This is a genomic window from Stutzerimonas sp. NM35 (assembly GCF_054604355.1).
Window position 1 is genome coordinate 2003261 of sequence record NZ_CM137728.1, and the last position, 24987, is coordinate 2028247.

Annotated in this window: 21 protein-coding genes, 2 tRNA genes and 1 pseudogene; 7 read left to right on the forward strand and 17 right to left on the reverse strand. The window is 61.0% G+C overall.

Annotation, left to right across the window (positions count from 1 at the left end; translation table 11 throughout):
* The 14 genes and pseudogenes from ACYCFC_RS09385 to leuC form a co-directional block, all read right to left on the reverse strand.
* Positions 1-1212 carry an O-succinylhomoserine sulfhydrylase gene (locus ACYCFC_RS09385; protein WP_459653784.1) on the reverse strand — a complete coding sequence of 404 codons (1212 nt, stop codon included), beginning with the start codon at positions 1210-1212 and terminating at the stop codon, positions 1-3.
* Between the two features lie 46 nt (positions 1213-1258).
* Positions 1259-2764 carry an amidophosphoribosyltransferase gene (gene purF / locus ACYCFC_RS09390; RefSeq protein WP_459653785.1) on the reverse strand — a complete coding sequence of 502 codons (1506 nt, stop codon included), beginning with the start codon at positions 2762-2764 and terminating at the stop codon, positions 1259-1261.
* A gap of 88 nt (positions 2765-2852) precedes the next feature.
* Positions 2853-3365, reverse strand: a complete 513-nt coding sequence (locus tag ACYCFC_RS09395; protein ID WP_181086510.1) for a CvpA family protein — start codon at positions 3363-3365, stop codon at positions 2853-2855.
* Positions 3366-4081: 716 nt separating this feature from the next.
* Positions 4082-4732: an SPOR domain-containing protein gene (locus ACYCFC_RS09400; RefSeq protein ID WP_459653786.1), complete on the reverse strand. Its 651-nt coding sequence runs from the start codon at positions 4730-4732 to the stop codon at positions 4082-4084.
* Positions 4698-6002 carry a bifunctional tetrahydrofolate synthase/dihydrofolate synthase gene (gene folC / locus ACYCFC_RS09405; protein WP_459653787.1) on the reverse strand — a complete coding sequence of 435 codons (1305 nt, stop codon included), beginning with the start codon at positions 6000-6002 and terminating at the stop codon, positions 4698-4700. Before folC ends, ACYCFC_RS09400 begins: the two co-directional genes overlap by 35 nt.
* On the reverse strand, positions 5999-6892 hold the full coding sequence (gene accD / locus ACYCFC_RS09410; RefSeq protein WP_181086507.1) for an acetyl-CoA carboxylase, carboxyltransferase subunit beta: 894 nt from the start codon (positions 6890-6892) through the stop codon (positions 5999-6001). The genes folC and accD overlap by 4 nt, the downstream gene beginning before the upstream one ends.
* A gap of 225 nt (positions 6893-7117) precedes the next feature.
* On the reverse strand, positions 7118-7741 hold the full coding sequence (locus ACYCFC_RS09415) for a phosphoribosylanthranilate isomerase (protein WP_459653788.1): 624 nt from the start codon (positions 7739-7741) through the stop codon (positions 7118-7120).
* 76 nt (positions 7742-7817) lie between these two features.
* Complete coding sequence (truA, locus tag ACYCFC_RS09420; protein ID WP_459653789.1) at positions 7818-8678, reverse strand: tRNA pseudouridine(38-40) synthase TruA; 861 nt, start codon at positions 8676-8678, stop codon at positions 7818-7820.
* 2 nt (positions 8679-8680) lie between these two features.
* Positions 8681-11455: a FimV/HubP family polar landmark protein gene (locus tag ACYCFC_RS09425; RefSeq protein WP_459653790.1), complete on the reverse strand. Its 2775-nt coding sequence runs from the start codon at positions 11453-11455 to the stop codon at positions 8681-8683.
* 131 nt (positions 11456-11586) lie between these two features.
* A pseudogene (locus ACYCFC_RS09430) lies at positions 11587-11682 on the reverse strand (aspartate-semialdehyde dehydrogenase); the annotation flags it as partial.
* A 138-nt stretch (positions 11683-11820) separates the two neighbouring features.
* Positions 11821-12933 carry an aspartate-semialdehyde dehydrogenase gene (gene asd / locus ACYCFC_RS09435; protein WP_181086503.1) on the reverse strand — a complete coding sequence of 371 codons (1113 nt, stop codon included), beginning with the start codon at positions 12931-12933 and terminating at the stop codon, positions 11821-11823.
* A gap of 64 nt (positions 12934-12997) precedes the next feature.
* A complete protein-coding gene (gene leuB, locus ACYCFC_RS09440; RefSeq protein ID WP_181086502.1) occupies positions 12998-14080 on the reverse strand; it encodes a 3-isopropylmalate dehydrogenase in 1083 nt (360 codons plus the stop codon).
* A gap of 125 nt (positions 14081-14205) precedes the next feature.
* A complete protein-coding gene (leuD, locus tag ACYCFC_RS09445) occupies positions 14206-14856 on the reverse strand; it encodes a 3-isopropylmalate dehydratase small subunit (protein WP_181086501.1) in 651 nt (216 codons plus the stop codon).
* 11 nt (positions 14857-14867) lie between these two features.
* Positions 14868-16295, reverse strand: a complete 1428-nt coding sequence (leuC, locus tag ACYCFC_RS09450) for a 3-isopropylmalate dehydratase large subunit (protein WP_459653791.1) — start codon at positions 16293-16295, stop codon at positions 14868-14870.
* A 221-nt stretch (positions 16296-16516) separates the two neighbouring features.
* Here leuC and ACYCFC_RS09455 point away from each other — a divergent pair, with 221 nt between their 5' ends.
* Complete coding sequence (locus ACYCFC_RS09455; RefSeq protein ID WP_181086499.1) at positions 16517-17428, forward strand: LysR family transcriptional regulator; 912 nt, start codon at positions 16517-16519, stop codon at positions 17426-17428.
* Between the two features lie 72 nt (positions 17429-17500).
* The gene (locus ACYCFC_RS09460; protein WP_459653792.1) at positions 17501-20407 is read left to right on the forward strand and encodes an EAL domain-containing protein; all 2907 of its coding nucleotides are present in this window, start codon (positions 17501-17503) and stop codon (positions 20405-20407) included.
* A gap of 30 nt (positions 20408-20437) precedes the next feature.
* On the opposite strand, the gene ACYCFC_RS09465 is transcribed toward ACYCFC_RS09460, so the two are convergent.
* Positions 20438-20887 carry an Hsp20 family protein gene (locus ACYCFC_RS09465; protein WP_181086497.1) on the reverse strand — a complete coding sequence of 150 codons (450 nt, stop codon included), beginning with the start codon at positions 20885-20887 and terminating at the stop codon, positions 20438-20440.
* A 115-nt stretch (positions 20888-21002) separates the two neighbouring features.
* On the opposite strand from ACYCFC_RS09465, the gene ACYCFC_RS09470 reads away from it, so the two are divergent.
* Positions 21003-21749 carry an SDR family oxidoreductase gene (locus ACYCFC_RS09470; protein WP_459653793.1) on the forward strand — a complete coding sequence of 249 codons (747 nt, stop codon included), beginning with the start codon at positions 21003-21005 and terminating at the stop codon, positions 21747-21749.
* An 82-nt stretch (positions 21750-21831) separates the two neighbouring features.
* Here the strand turns inward: ACYCFC_RS09470 and ACYCFC_RS09475 are convergent, their stop codons facing one another.
* Together ACYCFC_RS09475 and ACYCFC_RS09480 are read right to left on the reverse strand one after the other, a co-directional pair.
* A complete protein-coding gene (locus ACYCFC_RS09475; RefSeq protein WP_459653794.1) occupies positions 21832-22800 on the reverse strand; it encodes a tRNA dihydrouridine synthase in 969 nt (322 codons plus the stop codon).
* A 68-nt stretch (positions 22801-22868) separates the two neighbouring features.
* Positions 22869-23171: a hypothetical protein gene (locus ACYCFC_RS09480; protein WP_181086494.1), complete on the reverse strand. Its 303-nt coding sequence runs from the start codon at positions 23169-23171 to the stop codon at positions 22869-22871.
* Positions 23172-23372: 201 nt separating this feature from the next.
* Between ACYCFC_RS09480 and ACYCFC_RS09485 the strand changes: the two genes are divergently transcribed.
* The 4 genes from ACYCFC_RS09485 (at position 23373) to ACYCFC_RS09500 (ending at position 24924) form a co-directional block, all read left to right on the forward strand.
* Positions 23373-23449, forward strand: a tRNA-Met gene (locus tag ACYCFC_RS09485).
* Positions 23450-23619: 170 nt separating this feature from the next.
* Positions 23620-23696, forward strand: a tRNA-Met gene (locus ACYCFC_RS09490).
* A 131-nt stretch (positions 23697-23827) separates the two neighbouring features.
* The gene (locus ACYCFC_RS09495) at positions 23828-24232 is read left to right on the forward strand and encodes an antitoxin Xre-like helix-turn-helix domain-containing protein (RefSeq protein ID WP_459653795.1); all 405 of its coding nucleotides are present in this window, start codon (positions 23828-23830) and stop codon (positions 24230-24232) included.
* Complete coding sequence (locus ACYCFC_RS09500) at positions 24226-24924, forward strand: RES family NAD+ phosphorylase (RefSeq protein WP_459653796.1); 699 nt, start codon at positions 24226-24228, stop codon at positions 24922-24924. The genes ACYCFC_RS09495 and ACYCFC_RS09500 overlap by 7 nt, the downstream gene beginning before the upstream one ends.
* The last annotated feature ends 63 nt before the right edge of the window (positions 24925-24987 follow it).

Consider the following 24987-nt stretch of genomic DNA (forward strand, 5'->3'; position numbering starts at 1 on the left):
TCAGAGCGCAGCCAATCCCCTGGCCAGGTCGGCCTTGAGATCGGCCAGGTCTTCCAGGCCCACGGCGACACGGATCAGACTGTCGCGAATTCCCGCCGTGGCACGCTCTTCCGGCGAGAGACGACCGTGGGTGGTCGAACCCGGATGGGTGATGGTCGTCTTGCTGTCCCCCAGGTTGGCCGTGATGGAGATCAGCCGGGTCGCGTCGATGAAACGCCAGGCCCCTTCCTTGCCGCCGACCACGTCGAAACTCAACACGGCGCCGAAGCCTTTTTGCTGCCGCTTGGCCAGTTCATGCTGCGGGTGGCTAGGCAGGCCGGCGTAATAGACCTTTTCGATGCCTGGCTGCTGTTCCAGCCACTGCGCCAGTGCCTGCGCGCTGGCGCAATGAGCCTGCATGCGCAGACGCAGGGTTTCCAGCCCCTTGAGAAACACCCAGGCGTTGAACGGGCTCAGGGTCGGTCCGGCGGTGCGCAGGAAACCCACCACTTCCTTCATTTGCTCGGCACGACCGGCAACCACGCCACCCAGGCAGCGACCCTGACCATCGATATACTTGGTCGCCGAATGAATGACGATGTCGGCACCCAGCGCCAGCGGCTGCTGCAGGGCCGGCGTGCAGAAGCAGTTGTCCACCGCCAGCATGGCGCCCTTGGCATGGCACAGCTGCGCCAGCGCCTCGATGTCCACCAGCTCGGCCAGGGGGTTGGAAGGCGACTCGACGAAGACAAGCCTGGTATTGGCCTTGAAGGCCGGTTCCCAGGCATCCACATCGATCAGCGGCACGTAATCGACTTCGAGCCCGAAACGTTTCAGGTATTTCTCGAACAGCGAAACAGTGGCGCCGAAGACACTGCGTGACACCAGCACATGGTCGCCCGCCGAACACAGGCTCATCACCATCGCCATGATCGCCGCCATGCCGGATGCCGTGGCAACGGCCTGCTCGGCCCCTTCCATGGCGGCAATGCGCTCTTCGAAGGCGCGCACGGTGGGGTTGGTGTAACGGGAATAGACGTTGCCCGGAACCTCGCCGGCAAAGCGTGCCGCCGCATCGGCAGCACTGCGAAAGACGTAGCTGGAGGTGAAGAACAGCGGCTCTCCATGTTCGCCCTCGGGCGAGCGATGCTGGCCGGCGCGCACCGCCAGCGTGTCGAGGCCGACGCCCGACAGGTCACTGTCCAGCCGACCCGCGTCCCATTCGTCAGTCATGATTTCATTCCACTCAGGAGCGAGCGCGGTTACCGCCCGCTCGCATTCAGTTGTTGTACAGGTCGATGATGGCACTGCTGACCGCCGCCTGGCTCTTGCTCAGGTCGTTGCGGGCCTGTTCGATCCGGTGCAGGTAAGCATCGTCGATATCACCCGTCACGTATTTGCCATCGAATACCGCGCAGTCGAAGTGCTCGATCTTCACCTTACCGCCGCCCACTGCATCCACCAGATCCTCCAGATCCTGATAGACCAGCCAGTCGGCACCGATCAGCTCGGCTACCTGCTCGGTGCTGCGCTCATGGGCGATCAGCTCGTGGGCGCTTGGCATGTCGATACCGTACACGTTCGGATAGCGCACGGCAGGCGCCGCGGAACAGAAATAGACATTCTTCGCCCCGGCCTCGCGCGCCATCTGGATGATCTGCTTGCAGGTGGTGCCGCGCACGATGGAGTCGTCCACCAGCATCACGTTCTTGCCACGGAACTCGAGGTCGATGGCATTGAGCTTCTGCCGCACCGACTTCTTGCGCGCCGCCTGACCGGGCATGATGAAAGTCCGACCGATATAGCGATTCTTCACGAAGCCTTCGCGGAACTTGACGCCCAGACGGTTGGCCAGTTCCAGGGCTGCGGTGCGGCTGGTATCGGGAATCGGGATCACCACGTCGATAGCGTGCTCGGGGCGCTCGCGCAGAATCTTGTCGGCCAGCTTCTCGCCCATGCGCAGGCGCGCCTTGTAGACCGAGACGCCATCCATCAGAGAGTCCGGGCGCGCCAGGTAGACGTGCTCGAAAATGCACGGCGCATACTGCGGGTTGGCCGCGCACTGGCGCGTATGGAGCTTGCCATCGGCGGTGATATAGACCGCCTCGCCGGGCGCCAGGTCGCGAATCAGGGAGAAGCCCAGCACATCCAGCGAGACGCTTTCGGAGGCGATCATGTATTCGACGCCCTGATCGGTGTGGCGCTGGCCGAACACGATCGGGCGGATCGCATGAGGATCACGGAAGCCGACGATGCCATAGCCGGTAATCATGGCCACCACGGCATAGCCGCCGACACAGCGCTCATGCACCTTGGCCACGGCGGCGAACACGTCTTCCTCGGTGGGCTGCAGCTTGCCGCGCACCGCCAGTTCATGGGCGAAGACGTTGAGCAGCACTTCCGAGTCGGAATTGGTATTGACATGCCGCAGGTCCGACTCGTAGATCTCCTTGGTCAGCTGATCGACATTGGTCAGATTGCCGTTGTGCGCCAGGGTGATGCCGTAGGGCGAGTTCACGTAGAAGGGCTGCGCCTCCGCCGAGGTAGAGCTGCCAGCGGTGGGATAGCGGACATGGCCAATGCCCATGTTGCCGACCAGGCGCTGCATATGACGCTGCTGGAAGACATCGCGGACCAGCCCGTTGTCCTTGCGCAGGAACAGTTTGTCGCCGTCACTCGTCACGATGCCGGCGGCATCCTGTCCGCGGTGTTGCAATACGGTGAGTGCGTCGTACAACGCCTGGTTGACGTTCGACTTACCGACAATGCCGACAATGCCACACATGCAGGGACCTCTCAGTTATTACAGGCTGATCCGGACAGGACGCCGGGCGCAAACCCGGCGGCAGGCCGTGGTAAAAAAGATGCTCGTCTCAACCGGAGGTATCGAGCGAGCCGGTCATCCACTGGCTACCGAACCCGAGAATCAGGTTCTTCGACCAGTCGGCAATCAACAGAAAATGCGGCAGCAGCACCGACTCGCGCCACCAGGGATCCTGCTGTACAGGTGCAAGACTCAGCAGGCCCACCAGCACCACGATCAGCAGCCCGCCTCGGGCCGCGCCAAAAACCATTCCAAGAAAACGATCCGTGCCGGACAGCCCGGTCACTCGAACCAGTTCACCAATGAGAAAATTGATCAGCGCCCCTACCAGCAGTGTCACCACGAACAGAATCGCGCAAGCCGCGATGACCTGGAACGAAGGCGTGCTGATGTATGCGGCGAGATGGTGAGACAGCGCACCACCGAACATCCAGGCAACCACACCAGCGACAATCCAGGTGAGCAGGGAAAGCGCTTCCTTGATGAAACCGCGTTTCAAACTGATCAGGCTGGAGATGACTACAACGGCGACAAACGCCCAATCGACCCAGGTGAACGTCACGGGGTTTCCTGCACAGGGGAAAAGCGGCGCATTTTAGCAGAGCGATTGCCGAGGAGTAACAGGTCGTTGAAAAAGGCTATGTCCCGATGATGTGATGCGGGCCTGTGAGGGAGGAGTTCTTTGTGGAAACGGCTTCAAGCGCGAATATCCGAGGTGCAGACTCCTGTAGGTCGAATTAGCCGAAGGCGTAATCCGACGTTGCGGGGGCACAACCCGGCAAATGACCTCGACTCCGCCCGTCGGGTCGATAAGGCGTGACCCGACCTACGACAACGCAGAGCCCGCTTTGGCTTTGTAGGTCGAATTAGCCGAAGGCGTAATCCGACGTTGCGTAGCACAATCCGGCGAATGACCTCGACTCCGCCCGTCGGGTCGATAAGGCGTGACCCGACCTACGACAACGCAGAGCCCGCTTTGGCTTTGTAGGTCGAATTAGCCGCAGGCGTAATCCGACGTTGCGGGGCACAACCCGGCGAATGACCTCGACTCCGCCCGTCGGGTCGGTGAAGCGTGACCCGACCTACAACAGCGCAGAGCCCGCTTTGGCTTTGTAGGTCGAATTAGCCGCAGGCGTAATCCGACGTTGCGGGGCACAACCCGGCGAATGACCTCGACTCCGCCCGTCGGGCCGGTGAAGAGTATCGATTCGCGGGCATGGCCCGCTCCTACAGGGGTGCACACTCACATGCCGACGCAGCCTTGAAAACAAGCGCTCTTCAGCCCTTTTCTGGCTCGAAGCGCACGACGAACCCATCCAGTTTCTGCTGGCGCTGCAGCACATCACGCAATCGATTGGCTTCGGCGCGCTCGACCAGCGGGCCGACGAATACCCGGTTCATCCCACCTGCTGTGCGTATGTAGGCGTTATAGCCCTGGGAGCGCAGGGTGGTCTGCAGCTTTTCGGCATTCTCGCGGCTGGACAGGCTGGCCAGTTGCACCGACCAGCTGACTGGCAGATTGGCCGCATCCAGCCGCTGCTCCTGTGTCGTGGCCGCTGGCGGAGTACTCGGAGCCGGAGTGGCTTGCGGCTCGGCAGGCGCAACCGGCGGCTCGGCAAGAGTCGGAGCCGGCTCAATCGGGGCTGTCGGAGCTTCAACAGCCGCTACCGGCGCCTCTTCGATGATTTCAAACTCCTCCGGGAACGGCTCGCTATCGGGTATCGGCACCTCGACTGGCTGCGGTTCGATAACCGGGGCTGCGGGCGTATCGGGCATCGCCGGAGCATCCATGCTCACCTGGGGACCGTCATCCTCACGATTGAGCAACATCGGTACGAAGATCACCGCCAGCGCCAACAGCACCAGCGCCCCCACGATACGTTGCAACAGCCCTTTATCCACCAATGCCCTGCCCTCGCTCCGTCGCATGCCGATCAAGCCAGTCCAGCGCTTCGGCCACGCAATAAAAAGACCCGAACAACAGTATTTCGTCCCCGGCAACCGCCCGGTCGCACTGCGCGTCGAGCGCCTCGCATACTGAGGAGTAGATAGTGACCGAGGCTCCGTGTTCCATCAATGCCCCGCTCAATTGCACGCCAGAGCGCGTACGCGACGTGGACAGGGGCGCAACGGCCCAGTCATCGACGACAGGCAGCAATGGCCCGATCACGCCGTGCAGATCCTTGTCCGCCAGCAGGCCGAACACCGCAAGCCGCCGCCCGCCCAGTGGTTGTCTTTGCAGAGCGTGGGCCAGATAGGTCGCTGCATGCGGGTTGTGTCCGACATCCAGCAGGATCGACAGCTCGCGGCCCCTGTGCTGAATCACCCGGCGATCGAGCCTGCCGACAACCCGCGTAGCAAGCAGCGCCGCAGCCAGCGAGCCCGGCTGCCAGGGCATGTCGAGCAGGGCAAAGGCCTGCAGCGCCAGCGCGGCATTTTCCAGGGGCAGATCGAGCAGAGGCAAGTCACGCAATTCCAGTGGCTGAGCGGAACGATCACGGCCATGCCAATGCCAGCGATCCGACTCGACCAGCAGATCGAAATCACGACCGCGCAGCAGCAAGGGTGCTTCCAGACGGGCCGCAGCGTCGATCAGGGTTGCAGGCGGTTCAAGGTCACCACACACGGCAGGCCTCGCCGAGCGGAAGATCCCCGCCTTCTCGAAACCGACGCTTTCGCGGCTGTCACCCAGCCAGTCAGCATGATCCAGGCCGATATTGGTCACCACCGCCACATCGGCATCGACCAGATTCACCGCATCGAGACGTCCGCCAAGGCCGACTTCCAGCACCACGGCATCCAGCCTCGCGCGCTCGAACAGCCAGAATGCCGCCAGCGTGCCCATCTCGAAATAGGTCAGAGAGGTTTCGCCGCGCGCGGCCTCGACCGCGGCAAAAGCTTCGCACAGCGCCTCATCGGCGGCTTCGGCGCCATTGATACGCACGCGTTCGTTATAACGCAGCAGATGCGGCGAGCTGTAGAGACCGACGGTCTTGCCCTGCCCTGCCAGCATCTGCGCGATGAAGGCACAGGTCGAACCTTTGCCATTGGTACCGGTGACCGTCACGACGTGTGGCGCCGGCCTCGTCAGACCAAGCCTTGTCGCCACCTCGCGACAGCGATCGAGGCCCATGTCGATGGCCGTGGGATGCAGCTGCTCGAGATAGTCGAGCCAGTCCTGCAAACGCCGGGAGGTCATGCGTCAGCCGTTACCAGAGCCGGTTCGGCGATGGCCGGCAGCCGCTGCAACTGAGCGAGAAGACGGGACAGGCGAGCACGCAGCTCGGCACGCGGAATGATCAGGTCGATGGCGCCGTGGTCGAGCAGAAACTCGCTGCGCTGGAAACCTTCCGGAAGTTTTTCACGCACGGTCTGCTCGATCACACGTGGGCCGGCAAAGCCGATCAGCGCCTTGGGCTCGGCCACGATGACATCGCCGAGCATCGCCAGACTGGCCGACACACCACCGTAAACAGGATCGGTAAGCACCGAAATGAACGGCAGACCTTCCTCACGCATACGTGCCAGTACCGCCGAGGTCTTGGCCATCTGCATCAGGGAAATCAGTGCTTCCTGCATTCTCGCACCGCCGGATGCCGAGAAACAGACCAGCGGACAGCGCTGCTCAAGGGCGACGTTCGCCGCACGCACGAAACGCTCACCGACGATCGCCCCCATGGAGCCACCCATGAAGGAAAATTCAAAGGCACAGGCCACCACCGGGTTGTTCATCAGGGTGCCGCGCATGGCGATCAGCGCGTCCTTTTCTCCGGTCTGCTTCTGTGCGGCGGACAGACGATCCTTGTACTTCTTGCTGTCGCGGAATTTCAGGCGATCCACCGGCTCAAGGTCGGCGGCGATCTCTTCACGGCCTTCCTTGTCGAGAAAGATATCCAGGCGCGCGCGCGCATCGATACGCATGTGATGTTCGCACTTGGGGCAGACATCCAGGGTTTTCTCCAGCTCCGGGCGATACAGGACCGCCTCGCAGGATGGACACTTGTGCCACAGCCCCTCAGGTACCGAGCTCTTCTGCGTTTCCGAACGCATGATCGAAGGGATCAGCTTGTCTACCAGCCAGTTGCTCATGCTCTTATTCTCCACAGCTTGTCAGTCCCGCGCGTAGTCACTGCACGCATCAGGCGGATTCATCATCGCGACCAGCCTCCAACCGGAGCTCACTGCGTCGCCTGGGCGATACGCCAGAAGGCGCTATCGCTGAAACTCGACCCCGCCGGATATGACGGGTATCAATCAAACAGAGGGCTTCGCCAACCAGCGAATGGTAACTGGACGGCAAGGACTCCCTGCTCGTCACATACTGGCGCGAACCTGGCCAACAAATTCACGCACGCGGGCGGCATCCTTCACTCCCTTGCGCAACTCCACCCCACCACTGACATCCACCGCGAACGGGCGCACCCGCTCGATGGCCTGCTGCACATTCTGCGGGGTCAGCCCACCGGCCAGAATCAGCGGCCTGGGCAGATCGGCAGGCACCAGCGACCAGTCGAACATCTCGCCTGTCCCACCCGGAACGCCGGCAACGAAGGTATCCAGCAAAACCGCACGGGCTCCGGCATAACGCGCAGCCTCAGCGCGGATATCGTCACCGGCCCGAACCCGCAGCGCCTTGTACCAGGGCCGGTGAAAGCCCTCGCAATCGGCTGGCGTTTCATCACCGTGAAACTGAAGCAAATCCAGCGCAACGGCATCGAGGGTTTCGTTGATTTCACAACGCGATGCGTTGACGAACAATCCGACGGTAGTCACAAAGGGAGGCAGCGCGGCGATGATTTCTCGCGCCTGGGCGATGCTCACGGCACGCGGGCTTTTGCCGTAGAACACCAGGCCGATGGCATCGGCACCGGCTTCGGCAGCCACAAGCGCGTCTGCAACGCTGGTGATTCCACATATCTTGCTACGGACGATAGGCAACGGCAGATACCTGCGAGAAAAGACCCCGGATGGTAACAAAAGCGTCGCCTGCTGCAAGTGGCATCATCAGCCGCTGTCAGCCGCGCACATCAGGTAGTCCCGACAAGAAATGCGGCCCCAGGTAGCGTTCGGGCAACTCGAACTCCTCGGGATAATCCACCTGGACCAGATACAGCCCGTAAGGATGCGCCGTGACCCCGCCTGTACGCCTGATGCGTGTCTCCAGCACTTCCCGCGCCCACTCCACCGGGCGCTCGCCCGCGCCGATGGTCATCAGCACGCCGGCGAAGTTGCGCACCATATGGTGCAGAAAGGCATTGGCCCGCACGTCGAGAACGATCAGCCGCCCGAACTCCAGCAATTCCAGATGGTGGATGGTCTTGATCGGCGACTTCGCCTGGCACTGGCGCGCACGGAATGCACTGAAGTCATGGGTACCGACGAACGCTCTGGACGCCTCGCGCATACGCGCGACATCCAGCGGGCGATGGTTCCAGGTCACTTCTTCGGCCAGGTGCGCCGGCCTGATCTGGTCGTTGTAGATGACATAGCGATAGCGTCGGGCCATGGCGCTGAAGCGCGCATCGAAATGCTTCGGCATCTCCTTGGCCCAGGTCACACTGATGTCGCCGGGCAGGTTCATGTTCGCACCCATCACCCAGGCATGCATGGAGCGCGTCACCGGGGTATCGAAGTGCACGACCTGCGCGCAGGCATGCACCAGTGCATCGGTGCGCCCGGCGCAGCTCAGGGTGACCGGATGACCACCGGCAACCTTGCTCAGCGCATTTTCCAGCGACAGCTGGATGGAAGGCACACCATCGCGCTGGCGCTGAAAGCCACGATAGCGCGAGCCTTTGTATTCGACGCCCAGAGCGATTCTGGAAACGCCAGCGGCAGCCGATGTGGCTGCCGCTTCAGGTACTGCTTCAGTCATGATCAGGCGAGTTTGGCGAGCATCTCGCGCGCCTCCTGTTGTTGTGTGTCGCTGCCCTCGGCCATCACCTCATCGAGGATATCGCGTGCGCCTTCGGCATCACCCATATCGATATAGGCGCGAGCCAGGTCCAGCTTGGTCGTGGTTTCGTCGGTTTCAGCGAAGAAGTCGAAATCATCGTCGCCCATTTCTTCGAGCGGCTCGCTCGCAGGCTCGTCAGCCAGATTCATCGGGGCCGGTTCGGCACTGACTTCCGGCTGGAGCGGCACTTCCAGATCGCGAGAGATATCCTCAAGTTCAGCCTCTATCTCGTCGAACTCGGAGACGAAAGTTTCTGACTGCGCATCTTCGCTCAACTCCTCTTCCAGAGAAAGATCGAACTCCTCGGGCATGCTCTGGGGCTGTTCAGGCTCGGGCAGATCGAAGTCAAGGGAGTCGACCGGCTCAGATACCACCGGAGCAGGCTCAGCAGCAACATCATCCAGATTGAAATCGCTGTCCGATGCAGCCGGCAGGTCTTCATCCAGCTCCAGCGAGTAGCTGGCCAGTTCGTCTGCAAGGGAAGCGTTACCGGCGGGACTGGAAAGCTCGTCCAGATCAAAGGAGAAATCGTCCGCAGCCTGCTCGTCTGCCGCAGTTTCAAGATTCAGCTCGTCGAAACTCAGTTCGTCCAGCGCATCCAGCGTCTCGTCGCGGGTCTCGGCCAGCGGTGCAGCCGGCGCTGCAAAGTCATCGCTGAGCTCCAGATCATCCAGGCTCAGATCAAACGAATCATCGAGGTCCTGGCCTGCGGCTGGCGCAGGCTGATCAAGTTCAAGATCATCCAGATTGAAGCTGTCGAAATCGGTATTGTCGGTCGCGGCTGCCGCCGCCACACCTGCCACTGCCGCGAAGCCCATCGCTGGGTAGCGGGCTTTCAGTTGATCGATACTTGCGGAAGAGCCACCGATATCACGCAACTCCGCTTCCTGCCGGGCGAACCCGTCGCGATCACCAAGCTCTGCGTAGACTTCCATCAGTTTCAGACGCAGATCGCTACGCTGTGGCTCGTCGTTCAGTGCGCTCTGCAGCAAGTCGGCAGCCTGGTTGAAACGACCGTAGGCAATGTAGATATCCGCCTCGGCAATCGGGTCATTGGCCAGGCCGGCAATGGAGTCCATCGCATCATCATCATCATCATCATCATCATCAGCAGCAGGCACAGCACTCTGAGCGGCAACTTCGTGATCAGTAACGGAAAGGGCCGGTTTGTCTACAAAAAGGTTATCCGGCTCACTTTCGACCAGCAGGCTCTCCTGAAGCTCGGCTTCCTTCATGGCGTTACGGCGCGACAGGGCCATCAAAGCGACCAGCAACAGCAGCAGGGCGCCTCCACCCAGAGCGGCAAGCAGCAAGGGGTTGGCCATCAGTTGCTGGAGATAACTGTCAGACGCTGACTCTGCGGAGGGGCTGACAGGCGTGGTCGGGGCTGGTGTAGCGGCGGGTGCGGGCCTGGCGGCTGGCTCCGGCTCTGCCGCGGGAGGGGTAACGCCGGCCTCGGGCTCAGCTGCGGCTTCAGACTCGGCTGCGCCGTCTGCCGATGGCACTCCGGCCTCTTCGGCAGCGTCGGGTACAGTATTTTCCGGCATGGCGGCTTCGGCACCGGGCTCGCCACCGCCGGCCAGCTGTGCCTGCAATTTGGCAAGCTGGTCGTCCTTGAGCTGCATGAGTCGTTGCAGTTTTTCCAGCTGGCCTTCGAGATCGTTCAAGCGATCCTTGAGATCAAGATTCTCGCGACGGCTGGAATCGAGGCTCTCTTCCGCACCTGCGAGCCGGTCTCGCAGTGCCCTGGCATCATCGGCGGTGCCGGTATCGCTGCCAGTAGTAGACCTGCCGGTTTCCGGTGCCACCAGGCGCAGGCTGTCGCCTGTCTCGCTGCGCGTTGGTGCCGCACCCGCTGCGCTGCGCTGCCTGGCATCGAGCTGACGTTCACTGCCAGCAGGCTGGGCACGCCCCTGACGCCAGCTGGCATTCTGCCGAGCGACCTGCTCGACAGCTTCCGCCTGGGAGCGATTGGCGATCTGCTCGGCACTGGGCAGGCGCAGCACCTGGCCATTCTTCATCCGGTTGATGTTGCCGCCAATGAAAGCGTCCGGGTTCAGGTCCTGGATGGCCAGCATGGCCTGATGGACCGTGCCGCCCTGCCGCGTGCGTTCGGCTATTTCCCAGAGCGTGTCATTCGGGGTGACCCGGTACTCATTGCCGGTTGGCGAAGAAGCCCCAGCAGATGAGCGGACCGGAGCTGGCTGAGACGCTGCCCGCGGCGCTGCTGTTGGCCGGGCAACCGGTGCAGCAGTAGGCAACTGGGGCGCGACAGCTGCAGCCGTTTCGGGTGAATAGAGCGGTGGATCCAGCAACAGCGTGTATTCGCGCAGCAGACGGCCACTTGGCCAGAGGACCTCAACCAGGAAATTCAGATAGGGTTCGCGAACCGGCTTGGTCGATGAAACCCGGATGATATTCTTGCCATCCGGACGCAAAACAGGGGTAAAGGTCAGGTCGGTCAGGAAATACGGACGATCGATACCCGCCCGATTGAACTCCTCGACGGATGCCAGCCCCGGAATCACTTCGCCTGGGGCCAATGTTTTCGCATCCAGCAGCTCGATTTCAGCAACCAAGGGTTGGTTCAGCGCCGACTTCAGCGTGACCTCCCCCACTCCCAGCGCATATGCCATTTCGGATGTCAGTGCGGTAGCAGCCGCGATTGCCAGCACCAGATTGCGAACCCGAACCATTATGTAATCCCTTGTTTTGCTTTCTCGGACTTTCGAGAGGGGCCTTGTACTGCCAGAGACGGTCCCCGCCAGCGACAAGCCTGAACAGTATGTCAGCTAGAAAATTTCTTCGAATTTCCAGCAAGTATCTTTTACAGATAGTGTTTTATCAACAACTGCCCGGACCGCACGGCGTTGCCCGCTGCGCCTTTTGCCACGTTATCAGACACAATCCACAAATTGAGTTCACGCCCTGACAACCACTGGAAGGCATTGCCCCCTACGGGATGGCATTCTGCCCCAAGGTTGCAAAAAACTATCGACCGGCTTCACATAAAAAAAGCGCCATGGCAAAGCCAGGGCGCTTTTCTGTTAACCACTGTTTTTTATCGTTCCAGCAGAATGCGCAACATGCGGCGTAGCGGTTCGGCCGCTCCCCACAGCAATTGATCACCGACGGTGAAGGCACCCAGATAATGCGAACCCATGTTGAGCTTGCGCAAACGCCCTACCGGTACGCTCAGGGTACCGGTCACGGCAGTCGGGCTCAGCTCCTGCATGCTGGTGTCCCGATGGTTCGAAACGAGCTTCACCCAGGGGTTGTGCTGGCTGATCATTCCCTCGATATCCGAGATCGGCACATCCTTGTTCAGCTTGATGGTCAGCGCCTGGCTGTGGCAGCGCATGGCGCCGATGCGTACGCAGATGCCATCGACCGGAATCGGGTTCTTGAAGCGTCCCAGAATCTTGTTGGTTTCAGCCTGCGCCTTCCACTCTTCACGGCTCTGGCCGTTCGGCAGTTCCTTGTCGATGTAGGGAATCAGGCTGCCGGCCAGCGGCACGCCAAAATTGTCCACCGGGAAGGCTTCCGAGCGCTGGCACTCGGCAACCTTGCGGTCGATCTCCAGAATCGCACTGGCCGGATCGGCCAGTTCGTCGGCCACCGCCGCGTTGATACTGCCCATCTGCCGGATCAGCTCACGCATGTTCTGCGCACCGGCACCGGATGCGGCCTGATAGGTCATGGCGCTCATCCACTCGACCAGGCCATTCTCGAACAGACCACCCAACCCCATCAGCATCAGGCTGACGGTGCAGTTGCCACCGATATAATTGAGAGTACCGGCATCGAGCTGCTGGTCGATGACCTTGCGGTTGACCGGATCGAGCACGATTACTGCGTCATCCTGCATGCGCAGGGCGGAAGCCGCATCGATCCAGTAGCCTTTCCAGCCGGCTTCACGCAGCTTGGGGAAGACTTCATTGGTGTAGTCGCCCCCCTGACAGGTCAGGATAACGTCGAGGCCTTTCAGCTCTTCGATGCTGTAGGCATCCTTCAGCGGCGCGATGTCCTTGCCAATGGAAGGTCCCTGACCGCCCACGTTGGAAGTGGTAAAGAACACCGGCTCGATCAGGTCGAAATCCCGCTCTTCCAGCATCCGCTGCATGAGCACGGAACCGACCATGCCGCGCCAACCGATCAGACCTACACGTTTCATCGCAACTACACCTATATAAAAAGTGGCCCGCCCACTTCACAGACCGTCGAGGCGGGCCAAGAGATTACAACTTCGCGAGCGCCGCGACTACTGCATCGCCCATCGCCTGGGTACCGACCTTGGTGCAACCTTCGGACCAGATATCTCCGGTACGCAGGCCCTGGTCGAGCACATCGCTGACTGCCCGCTCGATGGCGTCCGCTGCAGCCGCCTGACTGAAGCTGTAACGCAACATCATCGACACCGAGAGGATGGTCGCCAGCGGATTCGCGACGCCCTGACCGGCAATGTCCGGCGCCGAGCCGTGGCATGGCTCGTACATACCCTTGTTGCTGGCATCCAGCGAAGCGGACGGCAGCATGCCGATGGAACCGGTAAGCATGGAAGCCTCATCCGAGAGGATGTCGCCGAACATGTTGTCGGTGACCATCACGTCGAACTGCTTGGGTGCACGGACCAGTTGCATGGCGGCGTTGTCCACGTACATGTGGCTCAGCTCCACCTCCGGGTAGTCCCGGGCGACTTCTTCGACCACCGCACGCCACAACTGGCTGGACGCCAGCACGTTGGCCTTGTCCACCGAGCAGAGCTTCTTGTTGCGCACCATGGCCATGTCGAAACCGACCTTGGCGATGCGCCGAACTTCGCTCTCGCTATAGGGCAGCGTGTCGTAGGCCATGCGCTCGCCATTTTCCAACACTTTGCTCTCGCGCGGCTGACCGAAATAGATGCCGCCGGTCAGCTCACGCACGATGAGGATGTCCAGGCCGGCAACGATCTCCGGCTTCAGGCTCGACGCTTCGGCCAATTGCGGATACAGCAGCGCCGGACGCAGGTTGCCGAACAGCCCCAGCTGCGATCGAATCTTCAGCAGGCCGCGCTCCGGGCGAATGGCCGGGTCGATAGTGTCCCATTTCGGGCCGCCGACAGCCCCCAGTAGAATGGCATCGGCGGCACGCGCACGCTCCAGGGTTTCATCAGCCAGCGGCACGCCATATTTGTCGATGGCCGCCCCGCCCAGCTCGTCATAGCTCAGTTCGAAATCGAGCTGGAACTTGTCGTTGGCCAGCTGCAGCACCTTGACCGCCTCGGCCATGATTTCCGGGCCGATACCGTCGCCGGGGAAGATCAGAATCTGTTTTGCCATATCGCTATCCGTCATCTCGATGAGTTATGTCGCTGGAGGCTGGAAGGCTGGAGGCTGAACGAAAGAGCTGTCCGCGTTCTCGTCCAGCCTCCAGCCTTCAGCCCTAAAAGCCGAAGGCTTCGGCTTCACGCCTTGATTGCGCCGAACAGCCAGGGCTGGTTCTGACGGTGTTTTTCCTCGAACGCGCGGATCTCGTCGGCGTCCTGCAGGGTCAGGCCGATGTCGTCCAGACCGTTGAGCAGGCAGTGCTTGCGGAAAGCGTCGACTTCGAAGCCGTACTGCTTGCCGTCCGGGCGGGTCACGGTCTGGGCGGCGAGGTCAACGGTGAGCTGATAACCCTCGGTCGCCTCGGCCTGCTCGAACAGCTCATCCATCTCGGCTTCGGCGAGGATGATCGGCAGCAGACCGTTCTTGAAGCTGTTGTTGTAGAAGATGTCGGCGAAGCTCGGCGCGATGATCGCGCGGAAGCCGTATTCATCCAGTGCCCAGGGCGCATGTTCACGCGACGAGCCGCAGCCGAAATTCTCACGTGCCAGCAGCACGCTGGCACCCTGGTAGCGCGGGAAGTTCAGCACGAACTCCTTGTTCACCGGGCGGTTGGAGCAGTCCTGGTTCGGCTGGCCGACATCCAGATAGCGCCACTCGTCGAACAGGTTCGGACCGAAACCGGTGCGCTTGATGGATTTGAGAAACTGCTTGGGAATGATCTGGTCGGTGTCGACGTTGGCGCGATCCAGCGGACAGACCAGGCCGGTGTGTTGGGTGAATGCTTTCATGCTGTTGCTCCTCAGGCCTGGATCAGTTCGCGAACGTCGATGAAATGGCCGGTCACCGCCGCCGCCGCAGCCATGGCCGGGCTGACCAGGTGGGTACGCCCACCAGCGCCCTGGCGGCCTTCGAAGTTGCGGTTTGAAGTGGACGCACAATGCTCACCACTGCCCAGCTTGTCAGGGTTCATCGCCAGGCACATGGAGCAGCCCGGCTCGCGCCACTCGAAGCCCGCTTCGAGGAAAATTCTGTCCAGCCCTTCGGCTTCGGCCTGCTGCTTGACCAGACCCGAGCCCGGCACCACCATCGCCTGCTTGACCGTAGCGGCCACTTTGCGACCTTTGGCCACCTCGGCAGCCGCACGCAAATCCTCGATGCGCGAGTTGGTGCAGGAACCGATGAACACGCGATCCAGCTGGATCTCGGTGATCGGCTGGCTGGCACGCAGGCCCATGTACTTCAGGGCGCGCTCGATGGAATCGCGCTTGACCGGATCGGCTTCGGCAGCCGGGTCCGGCACCTGCTGATCGACGGCCAGAACCATTTCAGGGGACGTGCCCCAGCTGACCTGCGGCTTGATGTCCTCGGCCTTCAGTTCGATGACGGTGTCGAACACCGCGTCTTCGTCGGACACCAGATCCTTCCAGGCCTCGACCGCCTTTTGCCAGTCCGCGCCCTTGGGCGCATAAGGACGGCCTTCGACATAGGCGACGGTCTTCTCGTCACAGGCCACCATGCCCACGCGGGCACCGGCCTCGATGGACATGTTGCAGATGGTCATGCGGCCTTCCATGGACAGCTCGCGGATGGCGCTACCGGCGAACTCCAGGGCATGACCGTTGCCGCCAGCGGTGCCGATCTTGCCGATCACGGCGAGCACGATGTCCTTGGCAGTGACGCCGAATGGCAGTTTGCCTTCGACGCGCACCTGCATGTTCTTCATCTTCTTGGCCACCAGGCACTGGGTCGCGAGCACATGCTCGACTTCGGACGTGCCGATGCCGTGGGCCAGCGCACCGAAGGCGCCGTGGGTGGAGGTGTGCGAGTCACCGCAGACCACGGTCATGCCGGGCAGCGTTGCGCCCTGCTCCGGGCCGATCACGTGGACGATGCCCTGGCGCACGTCGTTCATCTTGAATTCGAGAATGCCGAACTCGTCGCAGTTCTCGTCCAGGGTCTGCACCTGAATACGCGAAACCTCATCGGCAATGGCTTCCAGGCCGCCTTGGCGCTCGCCCCTGGTGGTCGGGACGTTGTGGTCGGGGGTGGCGATGTTGGCGTCGATGCGCCACGGCTTGCGCCCGGCCAGACGCAACCCCTCGAACGCCTGCGGCGAAGTCACTTCATGGAGGATGTGACGATCGATATAGATCAGCGACGAACCATCGTCACGCCGCTTCACTTCGTGCATTTCCCAGAGCTTGTCGTAGAGCGTTTTGCCGGCCATCGGACTTTCCTCATCTGCTTTTTTATGCGGGGCAAATAGCCCTTTCGCTTATGGGGTGATGCTATGGGTTTACACGCGATTACTCAAATTCATATTTTTTATCCGATGCATTCCTTTGAGGAATCGAAAAAAGCGCTATAGGCTTGAGGCTGAACGAACAAGCCCGGCCTGAACACTATCGTCCAGCCTCCAGCGCTTTTATCGGTTTTTACGAGGAAATCATGGACCTGGCCAACCTCAACGCCTTTATCGCCATCGCCGAAACCGGCAGCTTTTCCCTGGCCGGCGAGCGCCTGCACCTGACTCAGCCCGCCGTGAGCAAACGTCTTGCGGCCCTGGAATCCCAACTCGGCGTGCGCCTGTTCGATCGCCTGGGCCGGGAGATCGGCCTGACCGAAGCCGGGCGCGCCCTGCTGCCGCGCGCCTACCGGATTCTCAGCGTACTGGACGACACGCGGCGTGCCTTGACCAACCTCAACGGTGACGTCAGCGGTCGGCTGTGCCTGGCGACCAGCCATCACATCGGCCTGCATCGCCTGCCACCCTTGCTGCGTACCTTCACCCGCGCCCATCCTGCAGTGACGCTGGACATTCGCTTTCTCGACTCGGAAATCGCCTATGAGGACGTGCTGCATGGCCGCGCCGAACTGGCGGTCATTACCCTAGCGCCACACACCGCACCACCAGTACGTGCGAGCCGGGTATGGGACGATCCGCTGGATTTCGTCGTGGCGCCCGAACATCCATTGGCGCGGATGCCCGAGGTCTCGCTTGCAGACGTGGCCAACCATCCAGCGGTTTTCCCGGGCGACAACACCTTTACCCACCATATCGCTCAACGACTTTTCGAGCGCGAAGAGCTGCAACCGAATATCACCATGAGCACCAATTATCTGGAGACCATCAAGATGATGGTCTCCATCGGCATCGCCTGGAGCGTGCTGCCGCGTACCATGCTGGACGAACAGGTGGTGCGCCTGTCTGTCCCCAGCGTGCAGCTTGAGCGCCAGCTCGGCTACATCGTTCATACCGAACGAACCCTGTCCAATGCTGCCAGAGCATTCATGGCGTTGCTCGACTCTGAACGGGATGCTTGCATATTGCCATCATCTACGGCTAACGTCGCGCACTAGAATAAATATGGCGTATGGCCGCGCCGTAGCCGCCGGGATGCGTTGGTGCGGCACATCACGGAATCGTTACTCATGTCCCTCGACAAACGCTCGCCCCGCTCTTACCTCTGCACGACCGGATCAAGCGAGGCTTTTCAGAATACCGCTCACCTTGCCAGCGTACTCAATGGGGCCAATCTCGGTGTCTGGTCATGGGACCCGTATACCGGGTCGGTGTTGTGGTCTGAAGGCACCCAGAGGCTCTTCGGGTTTGGTGCCGAGCGGCAGATCCCCATCGACACCGAATATTCACACCTGGTAGCTGCGGAGGATCGCCCGATGGTCCGCGAGCGCTTTCGCATGGCGCTGAGCGAGCAGAACGCACATTTCATCATCCGTCACCGCATCCACTGGCCCGATGCCTCACAGCGCTGGCTGGAGCTGCGCGGACAACGTCAGAGCAACGAAACTGGCCAGCCCATACTGGTCGGTGTAGTGCGCGACATCAGCGAAGAAATTCACCAGGCGCAAGAACTGGAAGACAGCCAGGAGCGCCTCAGCCTGGCGCTCAACTCGGTCGAACTGGGCACCTGGGACTGGCACATTCCCAGCGATACCCTTTATGCCTCAGCCCGCGCCTCCGAACTGCAGGGTGTTATCGAAGGCCCCTATCACGGGCCTTTCAGGGATTTTTTCGCCTGCATTCTTCCCGAAGACCGTCAGACCATGCGCCAGACCTATCGCGAGCTGCTGGCCGGTCAGCGCCGGGATTACCAGGTCATCTATCAGGCACAGCTGTGCGACGGTACGGTGCGCCACCTGGAGAGTATCGCCAAACTCTACTATGACGAGCACGGCGCGCCTCTGCGCATGGCCGGTATCGTCATGGACATCACCGAGCGGGTGTTGCGCGAACAGCAAGCGGCAGCCTCGGAAGCCAAGTTCGCGACCCTATTCCAGGGCAGCCCGGACGCCATCAGTCTGTCGCGCATTCGCGATGGCATTTTCCTTGAGGTCAACCCCAGCTTCACCCGGACCTTCGGCTGGCCAGCCAGCGAAATCATCGGGCTCGACGCGCCACAGATCGGTTTCTGGCAGGACGACGAGCAACGGCAGGTCCTCTACCAACAGCTCAGCCGCGACCAGCATCTGGACAGCGTCGAGGCCCAGTTCCGCACCCGCGATGGGACTGCCGTCACCTGTGTGGTATCCAGCCGCTTCATTCGCATCGAGCGGCGGCTCTGCATCATCACCACTTTTCGTGATATCACCACGCGGCAACGGGCTGAGGCAGCGCTCAGGGCCAGCGAGACCAAATTCGCCAAGGCGTTTCATTCCAGCCCCGACGCCATCACCATCAGCGAGCGCAGCAGCGGGCGTTTCATCGAAGTCAACGAAGGCTTTCATCGCCTCACCGGCTACCGTCCGCACGAAGTCATCGGACGCACCGCCGCCGAACTCGCCATCTGGCCCGGCGAGCAGCGCCAGCAGATTCTCGAAGTGCTTGAGCGTGACGGTCGCGTATGCAACCAGGAAATACATGCCCAGGACCGTCATGGCCAGCTCAAGCACATCGAGGTATCGGTAGAAGTCATCGAGCTCAACGGCACCGAATGCATCCTGCTGACGGCACGTGACACCAGCCAACTGAAGGCCGCCCACGCGCAGATTCATCACCTGGCCTATCACGACCCACTGACCAACCTCCCCAACCGTGCGCTGCTCATGGATCGCCTGGTGCAGCAGATCGCACTGCACAAACGCCACAGCCTGCGCGGCGCACTGCTATTCCTCGATCTCGATCATTTCAAGCACATCAACGATTCGCTCGGCCATCCGGTTGGCGATGCAGTGCTGAAGACCATTACCGCACGCCTCCAAACCAGCATTCGCCAGGAAGATACCGTTGCCCGCCTCGGTGGCGACGAATTCGTGATTCTACTGACCGGCCTCAGCGGTAAACGCGCAGAAATCACTCGCTACGTACGCGAGGTCGCCGAAAAGCTGCGAAAACTGCTGGCCGACCCCATGGTCTGCGAGGGCAACCGGCTGCAGGTCACGCCCAGCATCGGCATCGCCCTGATTCCTGATCACGGCGAGACGCCGGCTGACCTGCTCAAACGAGCCGATATCGCGCTGTATCGGGCCAAGGATGCCGGGCGCAACGCCATTCAACTGTTCCAGAGCACCATGCAGGAAGCCGCCAGCACCCGTCTGCAGCTGGAAGGAGAACTGCGCCTGGCGCTGCTGCACAACGAGTTCGAGCTGTTCCTGCAACCACAGGTCGATTCGCGCTCAGGAACGATCATCGGAGCCGAGGCACTGTTGCGCTGGCAGCATCCCGAGCAGGGTCTGCGCTCACCTGCGCATTTCATCGATGTGCTGGAAGACAGCGGCCTGATCATCGAGGTCGGCGCCTGGGTCATCGGCGAAGTCTGTCGGATGACGGCCTCGCTATTGGCGTCTGGTCTGGTCCGCGCCGATGCGTTCAGCCTGTGCATCAACATCAGCCCGCGCCAGTTCCGTCAGAACGACTTCGTTGAACGGATTCTCGCAGCAATCAATGAAACCGCCCTGCCGGTGCAGATGATCAAACTGGAAATCACCGAAGGCATCGTCATCGAGAATCTGGACGACACCATCATCAAGATGCATCGCCTGCGCAGGCACGGCGTGAGCTTTGCCATGGACGACTTCGGCACGGGCTATTCCTCCCTTACCTACCTCAAACGGCTGCCGGTTGATTTGCTGAAGATCGACCAATCCTTCGTGCGTGACGCACTGGACAATGGCAACGACGCCGAGATCATCCGCGCCATTGTAAGCATGGCCAAAAGCCTGGGGCTGGAAGTGATTGCCGAAGGCGTCGAGCAGCAGGGGCAACTGGACCTGCTGCAATTGCAGGACTGCCATCTGTATCAAGGCTATCTGTTCAGCCACCCGCTGCCATACACACAATTCGCGGAGTTGCTGCGTACGCAGTCAGACATTCAAAACTGAAAGGGCGTCTTGCGACGCCCTTTCGACAGTTCAGCCTTCGAGCGCAGGACGCTTGCCAGCGGCGCTGATCGGAATGCGCTTGGGCTTGGCCTCTTCCGGCACGATGCGTTCGAGGTCGATGCTCAGCAGGCCATTGTCGAGCGCTGCGCCTTTGACTTCTATGTGATCGGCCAGGCGGAACGACAGCTTGAAGGCTCGCTGGGCGATGCCCTGGTGCAGATAGGTGACATTTTCCGCACCGCTCTCACGCTTGCCGCCACTGATGGTAAGCACGCCCCGCTCGACCTGCAGGTCCAGATCGGACTCCTGAAAGCCTGCAGCTGCTACGATGATGCGGTACTGGTCGTCACCGTGCTTCTCCACGTTGTAGGGCGGGAATGAGCTGTTCGCATCGTTGCGCAGGGCAGACTCGAACAGATCGTTGAAACGATCAAAGCCGATGGATTGGCGAAACAGTGGAGCCATGGAAAAACTGGTCATTTTGCGATCTCCTGATATTCAGCGAGTGGTTGCCACAGAACCCGAATTCGGCATCCTGTGTTGCCCTAGATAGGAACTGCCCGGTTCATTTCAAGACCGTTCGTCGGAGCTTTTTATGCCCAGAGTCATGCTGATCACAGGTGCCAGCCGCGGGATTGGCGCCGCCACCGCCAGGCGCGCTGCCGCTGAAGGTTATGCGCTGTGCCTGAACTTCCATCATCGCCAGGATGCCGCACAGCAATTGCTCGAAGAGCTGAAAAGCACCGGCGCACCCGCCATCGCGGTAGCCGCCGACGTGGCAGACGAAGCTCAGGTCATCCGGCTCTTCGCCACCCTGGACGCCGAATTCGGCAGGCTCGACGTCCTGGTCAACAACGCCGGCATGCTGGAGCGCCAGATGCGCCTGGACGAAATGGACGCCGCACGCCTGGCGCGTGTCTTCGCCGTCAACGTCACCGGCAGTTTTCTCTGCGCCCGTGAAGCCGTCAAACGCATGTCCAGCCGGCATGGCGGCAACGGCGGCGCCATCGTCAATGTGTCCTCCATCGCCGCCAGGCTTGGCGCACCCAACGAATACATCGACTACGCCGCTGCCAAAGGCGCCATCGACAGCATGACCCTGGGCCTGGCCAAGGAAGTCGCCGCCGAGGGCATCCGCGTCAATGCCGTGCGACCGGGGGTCATCGACACCGACATTCACGCCAGCGGTGGCGAACCGGGCCGCGTTGCGCGCGTCAGCACCAGCGTGCCCATGGGTCGCGGTGGCAGCGCTGAAGAAGTGGCCGAAGCGATTCTCTGGCTGGCCAGCGAAAAGGCCAGCTACACCAGTGGAGCATTGCTAGATGTCAGCGGTGGGCGCTAAGTGATTCCGAAGGCAGACTAAGGCAGGGCTCGCAGGGCCGAACTTGTTCGGCCTTCGCCTCTGCGGTCGAATGAATTCAACCCTACGGGTAATGCCCCACAGGACTCTCCTCCAGCCCCAGCAGCCGGTCGATTCGCTCGCAATCGCTCTCGCGGCGCAACTGATCGAACAGCGCAACGGCCTGCGGATAACTGCGCGTCAACATGGAAACCCATTGCTTCAACCGGCCCGGCGCATAGCGCGGGGACATCTTGCGCCGCGCCTGCAGCCAGAAATCGGCCAGTAAAGGCTGAAGGCAGGTCCAGCTCATGGGCTCGACTTCCAAACCGTTTCTGGCGGCGTTGATCTGTCGCGCCAGATCAGGCCGACAGACCAGCCCGCGCCCCAGCATGATGTCCTCCACGCCGCTCACTTCCCGGCAACGCCGCCAGTCATCCAGCGACCAGATATCGCCATTGGCGAACACCGGCACCGCAACCGCCTCCTGCACCTTCGCCACCCACTCCCAGTGCGCCGGCGGCTTGTAGCCATCGGTCTTGGTGCGCGCATGCACCACCAGTTGCTCGGCGCCCCCGGCAACCAGGGCACGCGCGCAATCCAGTGCACCGTCCGGGCTGTCGAAACCCAGGCGCATCTTGGCCGTAACCGGAATATCCGCCGGCACGGCCCGCCGCACTTCGCGCAGGATCGCATGCAACAGCTCGGGCTCGTTGAGCAACACGGCGCCACCACGGGACTTGTTCACCGTTCTGGCCGGGCAGCCGAAATTGAGATCGATAGCCGGGGCGCCAAGGCTGCATGCGCGCGCCGCATTATCGGCAACGCAGGCCGGATCGGAGCCCAGCAACTGTACCCGCACTGGCGTACCGGCGCGTGTTCGCGCACCGCTATCGAGTTCCGCTGCCAGCTTGCGAAAGCTTGAGTTCGGCAACAGCCGATCCGACACGCGGATAAACTCGGTTACGCACCAGTCCACACCGCCCACACGGGTCAGCACGTCGCGCAGGATCTCATCAACCAGCCCCTCCATGGGCGCCAGGGCAATCTGCATGGGTCACGATGCTCGCCGAAAAAGAGCGGCATTGTACGGGGTCTGCCTGTACGATTGAATTCATCCGCTCAGTCATCGCCCAATCTCGGGCGACGACGATGTTCCATATCCGTCTCATTACCACCATGGCCCGTCTCGGCCTTGGGGTCAGGATTCTGCGCATCGATCCATTTAGGCTTCTGTCTGTCAGGGGCATCTGCATCCCTGGAAGATTCGGCGGGATAACCGATACCGTCCCCCATCCCCATCGAACCATTGCCTGCCCCACGGTCGACCGGGCCAGTATTCTGGGCCACAGACTCCTGAGCGCTTATCCCCATGGCCGCAAGCATCGCTGCACAGCCAAACGTACATACAAGAAAGCGTCGCATGAGCACACCTCCACCATTCACCTGAATGCTTAGGCAAGCAAACGGCCAGCAAGTGCGCCACGCACCAGATCGGATGGCTGATCGACGCAGCACTTTGCCGTAGCGAAGGCTCGGCAATCATCCAAGCATTTGATGGCTAAATACTTTTCCAAACATAAACCGTGACAACAGTTCGGAAAGCTGTAGAATGCCGGCCACAGACGCGGGATGGAGCAGTCTGGTAGCTCGTCGGGCTCATAACCCGAAGGTCGTCGGTTCAAATCCGGCTCCCGCAACCAAATACGAAAGGCCACTCAGAAATGAGTGGCCTTTTGCATTTTGGGGTGCACCAGGTCGAACAGTGCACCTGCATCCCGACTGAACGCTAAGCTTAAGCGCCTGAAGAAACGCTTTCCGGCGAAAGTGAGTTGACAGAAGCACGGCAGCCTGTAAAATGCCGGCCCACAGACGCGGGATGGAGCAGTCTGGTAGCTCGTCGGGCTCATAACCCGAAGGTCGTCGGTTCAAATCCGGCTCCCGCAACCAAATACGAAAGGCCACTCAGAAATGGGTGGCCTTTTTTATTGGGCAATGAATACTCTAGAGCACCCCGGCAATTGATCTATAGACTCATTTAATATACTTTCGAGTCTACAGAGCATTACCAAGGGGCAGCCATGACAACAGCCATTCAAGCTCTCGACTTTTCAAAAGAGCAATGTGTTGCCGGCCTGCGTGCAGCACTGCATATCCTGGACAAATGGACCGCCTCCTCCGAGCAGGCCTGCCGGATCCTGCGTATTTCACGCAGCACTTACACCCGCGCCAGGCAACGTGATTCCGAGTGGTCCGTCGGACTGGACGCCGACCAACTGCAGCGCATCAGCATGGTGTTGAATATCCATGCAGCGCTTCGCCTCATTTTCGACAATCCCGAAAATGTCTATGGTTTCCCTACGATGGAAAACCACAATGAATTCTTCAATGGGCGCACGCCGCTGGACATCATGGCTCAGGGCGACATGATCTCCCTGTACGAAACGTTCAGGCGGATCGACGCCCTGAGGAGCGCTCAATGGTGACTCTTGGCAGCCTCGCCGTTTCAAGCGGCGAGAGCCTTCAGGCTTACCGCCTGGTCAACTCCAGATTTCCGCCCATTGCCTTGTTCGATGATGTCGCTGATGCCAGGGACTTCGACGCGATATACCAGCTGCAGGCAATCACGAACCCAAGGCTGCAGAACGAAATTGGCCGACTGGAGCTGGTTGCTCGCGACGAAATCCCTTTCGGCATTCCTGGCTGCTCCTATGCAACAGCCCCTTTCACCCACGTAAACCCGGACGGGTCACGCTTCAGCGATGGCAGCTTCGGCATACTCTATCTGGCCGACAGGATGGACACCGCGATTGCCGAGGTGCGTCATCACCAAGGGCGCTACTGGTCGAAGGTGCAGGGTCTGAATTACGAGAGATTTACCTTCAGAGGCCTGAGCTGCAGCTTTAGCGATGCCCGGATGAGAGACGCCACGGTGATACCGCTGACCGATCCGGTATACGCCCCGGATGACTACAGTCACTCTCGACGACTGGGGCACGAAACAAAACGGGAAGGATGCCCTGGCTTGCGCTACAACTCGGTCCGCTCTCCAGGCAACGTCTGCTGGGCTCTGATGACCCCAAGGTCTGTGACATCGATGATTCAGACCGCCCATTACGAGATGATCTGGAGTGGCCAAATCATCAGTGTCAATCAAATCACGACACTGACCCTGTAGACCTTCATCTCTCTGAAGTCGGCATAGCTGTCGGATTACGCCTACGGCTAATCCGAGCTACAG

What these genes read in the sequence shown, in the direction of transcription:
- ACYCFC_RS09385 (WP_459653784.1), bottom strand. Translation starts at nt 1,212, where the DNA reads ATGACTGACGAATGGGACGCGGGTCGGCTGGACAGTGACCTGTCGGGC.
- purF (WP_459653785.1), bottom strand. Translation starts at nt 2,764, where the DNA reads ATGTGTGGCATTGTCGGCATTGTCGGTAAGTCGAACGTCAACCAGGCG.
- ACYCFC_RS09400 (WP_459653786.1), bottom strand. Translation starts at nt 4,732, where the DNA reads ATGCGACGGAGCGAGGGCAGGGCATTGGTGGATAAAGGGCTGTTGCAA.
- folC (WP_459653787.1), bottom strand. Translation starts at nt 6,002, where the DNA reads ATGACCTCCCGGCGTTTGCAGGACTGGCTCGACTATCTCGAGCAGCTG.
- accD (WP_181086507.1), bottom strand. Translation starts at nt 6,892, where the DNA reads ATGAGCAACTGGCTGGTAGACAAGCTGATCCCTTCGATCATGCGTTCG.
- truA (WP_459653789.1), bottom strand. Translation starts at nt 8,678, where the DNA reads ATGACTGAAGCAGTACCTGAAGCGGCAGCCACATCGGCTGCCGCTGGC.
- ACYCFC_RS09425 (WP_459653790.1), bottom strand. Translation starts at nt 11,455, where the DNA reads ATGGTTCGGGTTCGCAATCTGGTGCTGGCAATCGCGGCTGCTACCGCA.
- asd (WP_181086503.1), bottom strand. Translation starts at nt 12,933, where the DNA reads ATGAAACGTGTAGGTCTGATCGGTTGGCGCGGCATGGTCGGTTCCGTG.
- leuB (WP_181086502.1), bottom strand. Translation starts at nt 14,080, where the DNA reads ATGGCAAAACAGATTCTGATCTTCCCCGGCGACGGTATCGGCCCGGAA.
- leuD (WP_181086501.1), bottom strand. Translation starts at nt 14,856, where the DNA reads ATGAAAGCATTCACCCAACACACCGGCCTGGTCTGTCCGCTGGATCGC.
- leuC (WP_459653791.1), bottom strand. Translation starts at nt 16,295, where the DNA reads ATGGCCGGCAAAACGCTCTACGACAAGCTCTGGGAAATGCACGAAGTG.
- ACYCFC_RS09455 (WP_181086499.1), top strand. Translation starts at nt 16,517, where the DNA reads ATGGACCTGGCCAACCTCAACGCCTTTATCGCCATCGCCGAAACCGGC.
- ACYCFC_RS09460 (WP_459653792.1), top strand. Translation starts at nt 17,501, where the DNA reads ATGTCCCTCGACAAACGCTCGCCCCGCTCTTACCTCTGCACGACCGGA.
- ACYCFC_RS09465 (WP_181086497.1), bottom strand. Translation starts at nt 20,887, where the DNA reads ATGACCAGTTTTTCCATGGCTCCACTGTTTCGCCAATCCATCGGCTTT.
- ACYCFC_RS09470 (WP_459653793.1), top strand. Translation starts at nt 21,003, where the DNA reads ATGCCCAGAGTCATGCTGATCACAGGTGCCAGCCGCGGGATTGGCGCC.
- ACYCFC_RS09475 (WP_459653794.1), bottom strand. Translation starts at nt 22,800, where the DNA reads ATGCAGATTGCCCTGGCGCCCATGGAGGGGCTGGTTGATGAGATCCTG.
- ACYCFC_RS09480 (WP_181086494.1), bottom strand. Translation starts at nt 23,171, where the DNA reads ATGCGACGCTTTCTTGTATGTACGTTTGGCTGTGCAGCGATGCTTGCG.
- ACYCFC_RS09495 (WP_459653795.1), top strand. Translation starts at nt 23,828, where the DNA reads ATGACAACAGCCATTCAAGCTCTCGACTTTTCAAAAGAGCAATGTGTT.
- ACYCFC_RS09500 (WP_459653796.1), top strand. Translation starts at nt 24,226, where the DNA reads ATGGTGACTCTTGGCAGCCTCGCCGTTTCAAGCGGCGAGAGCCTTCAG.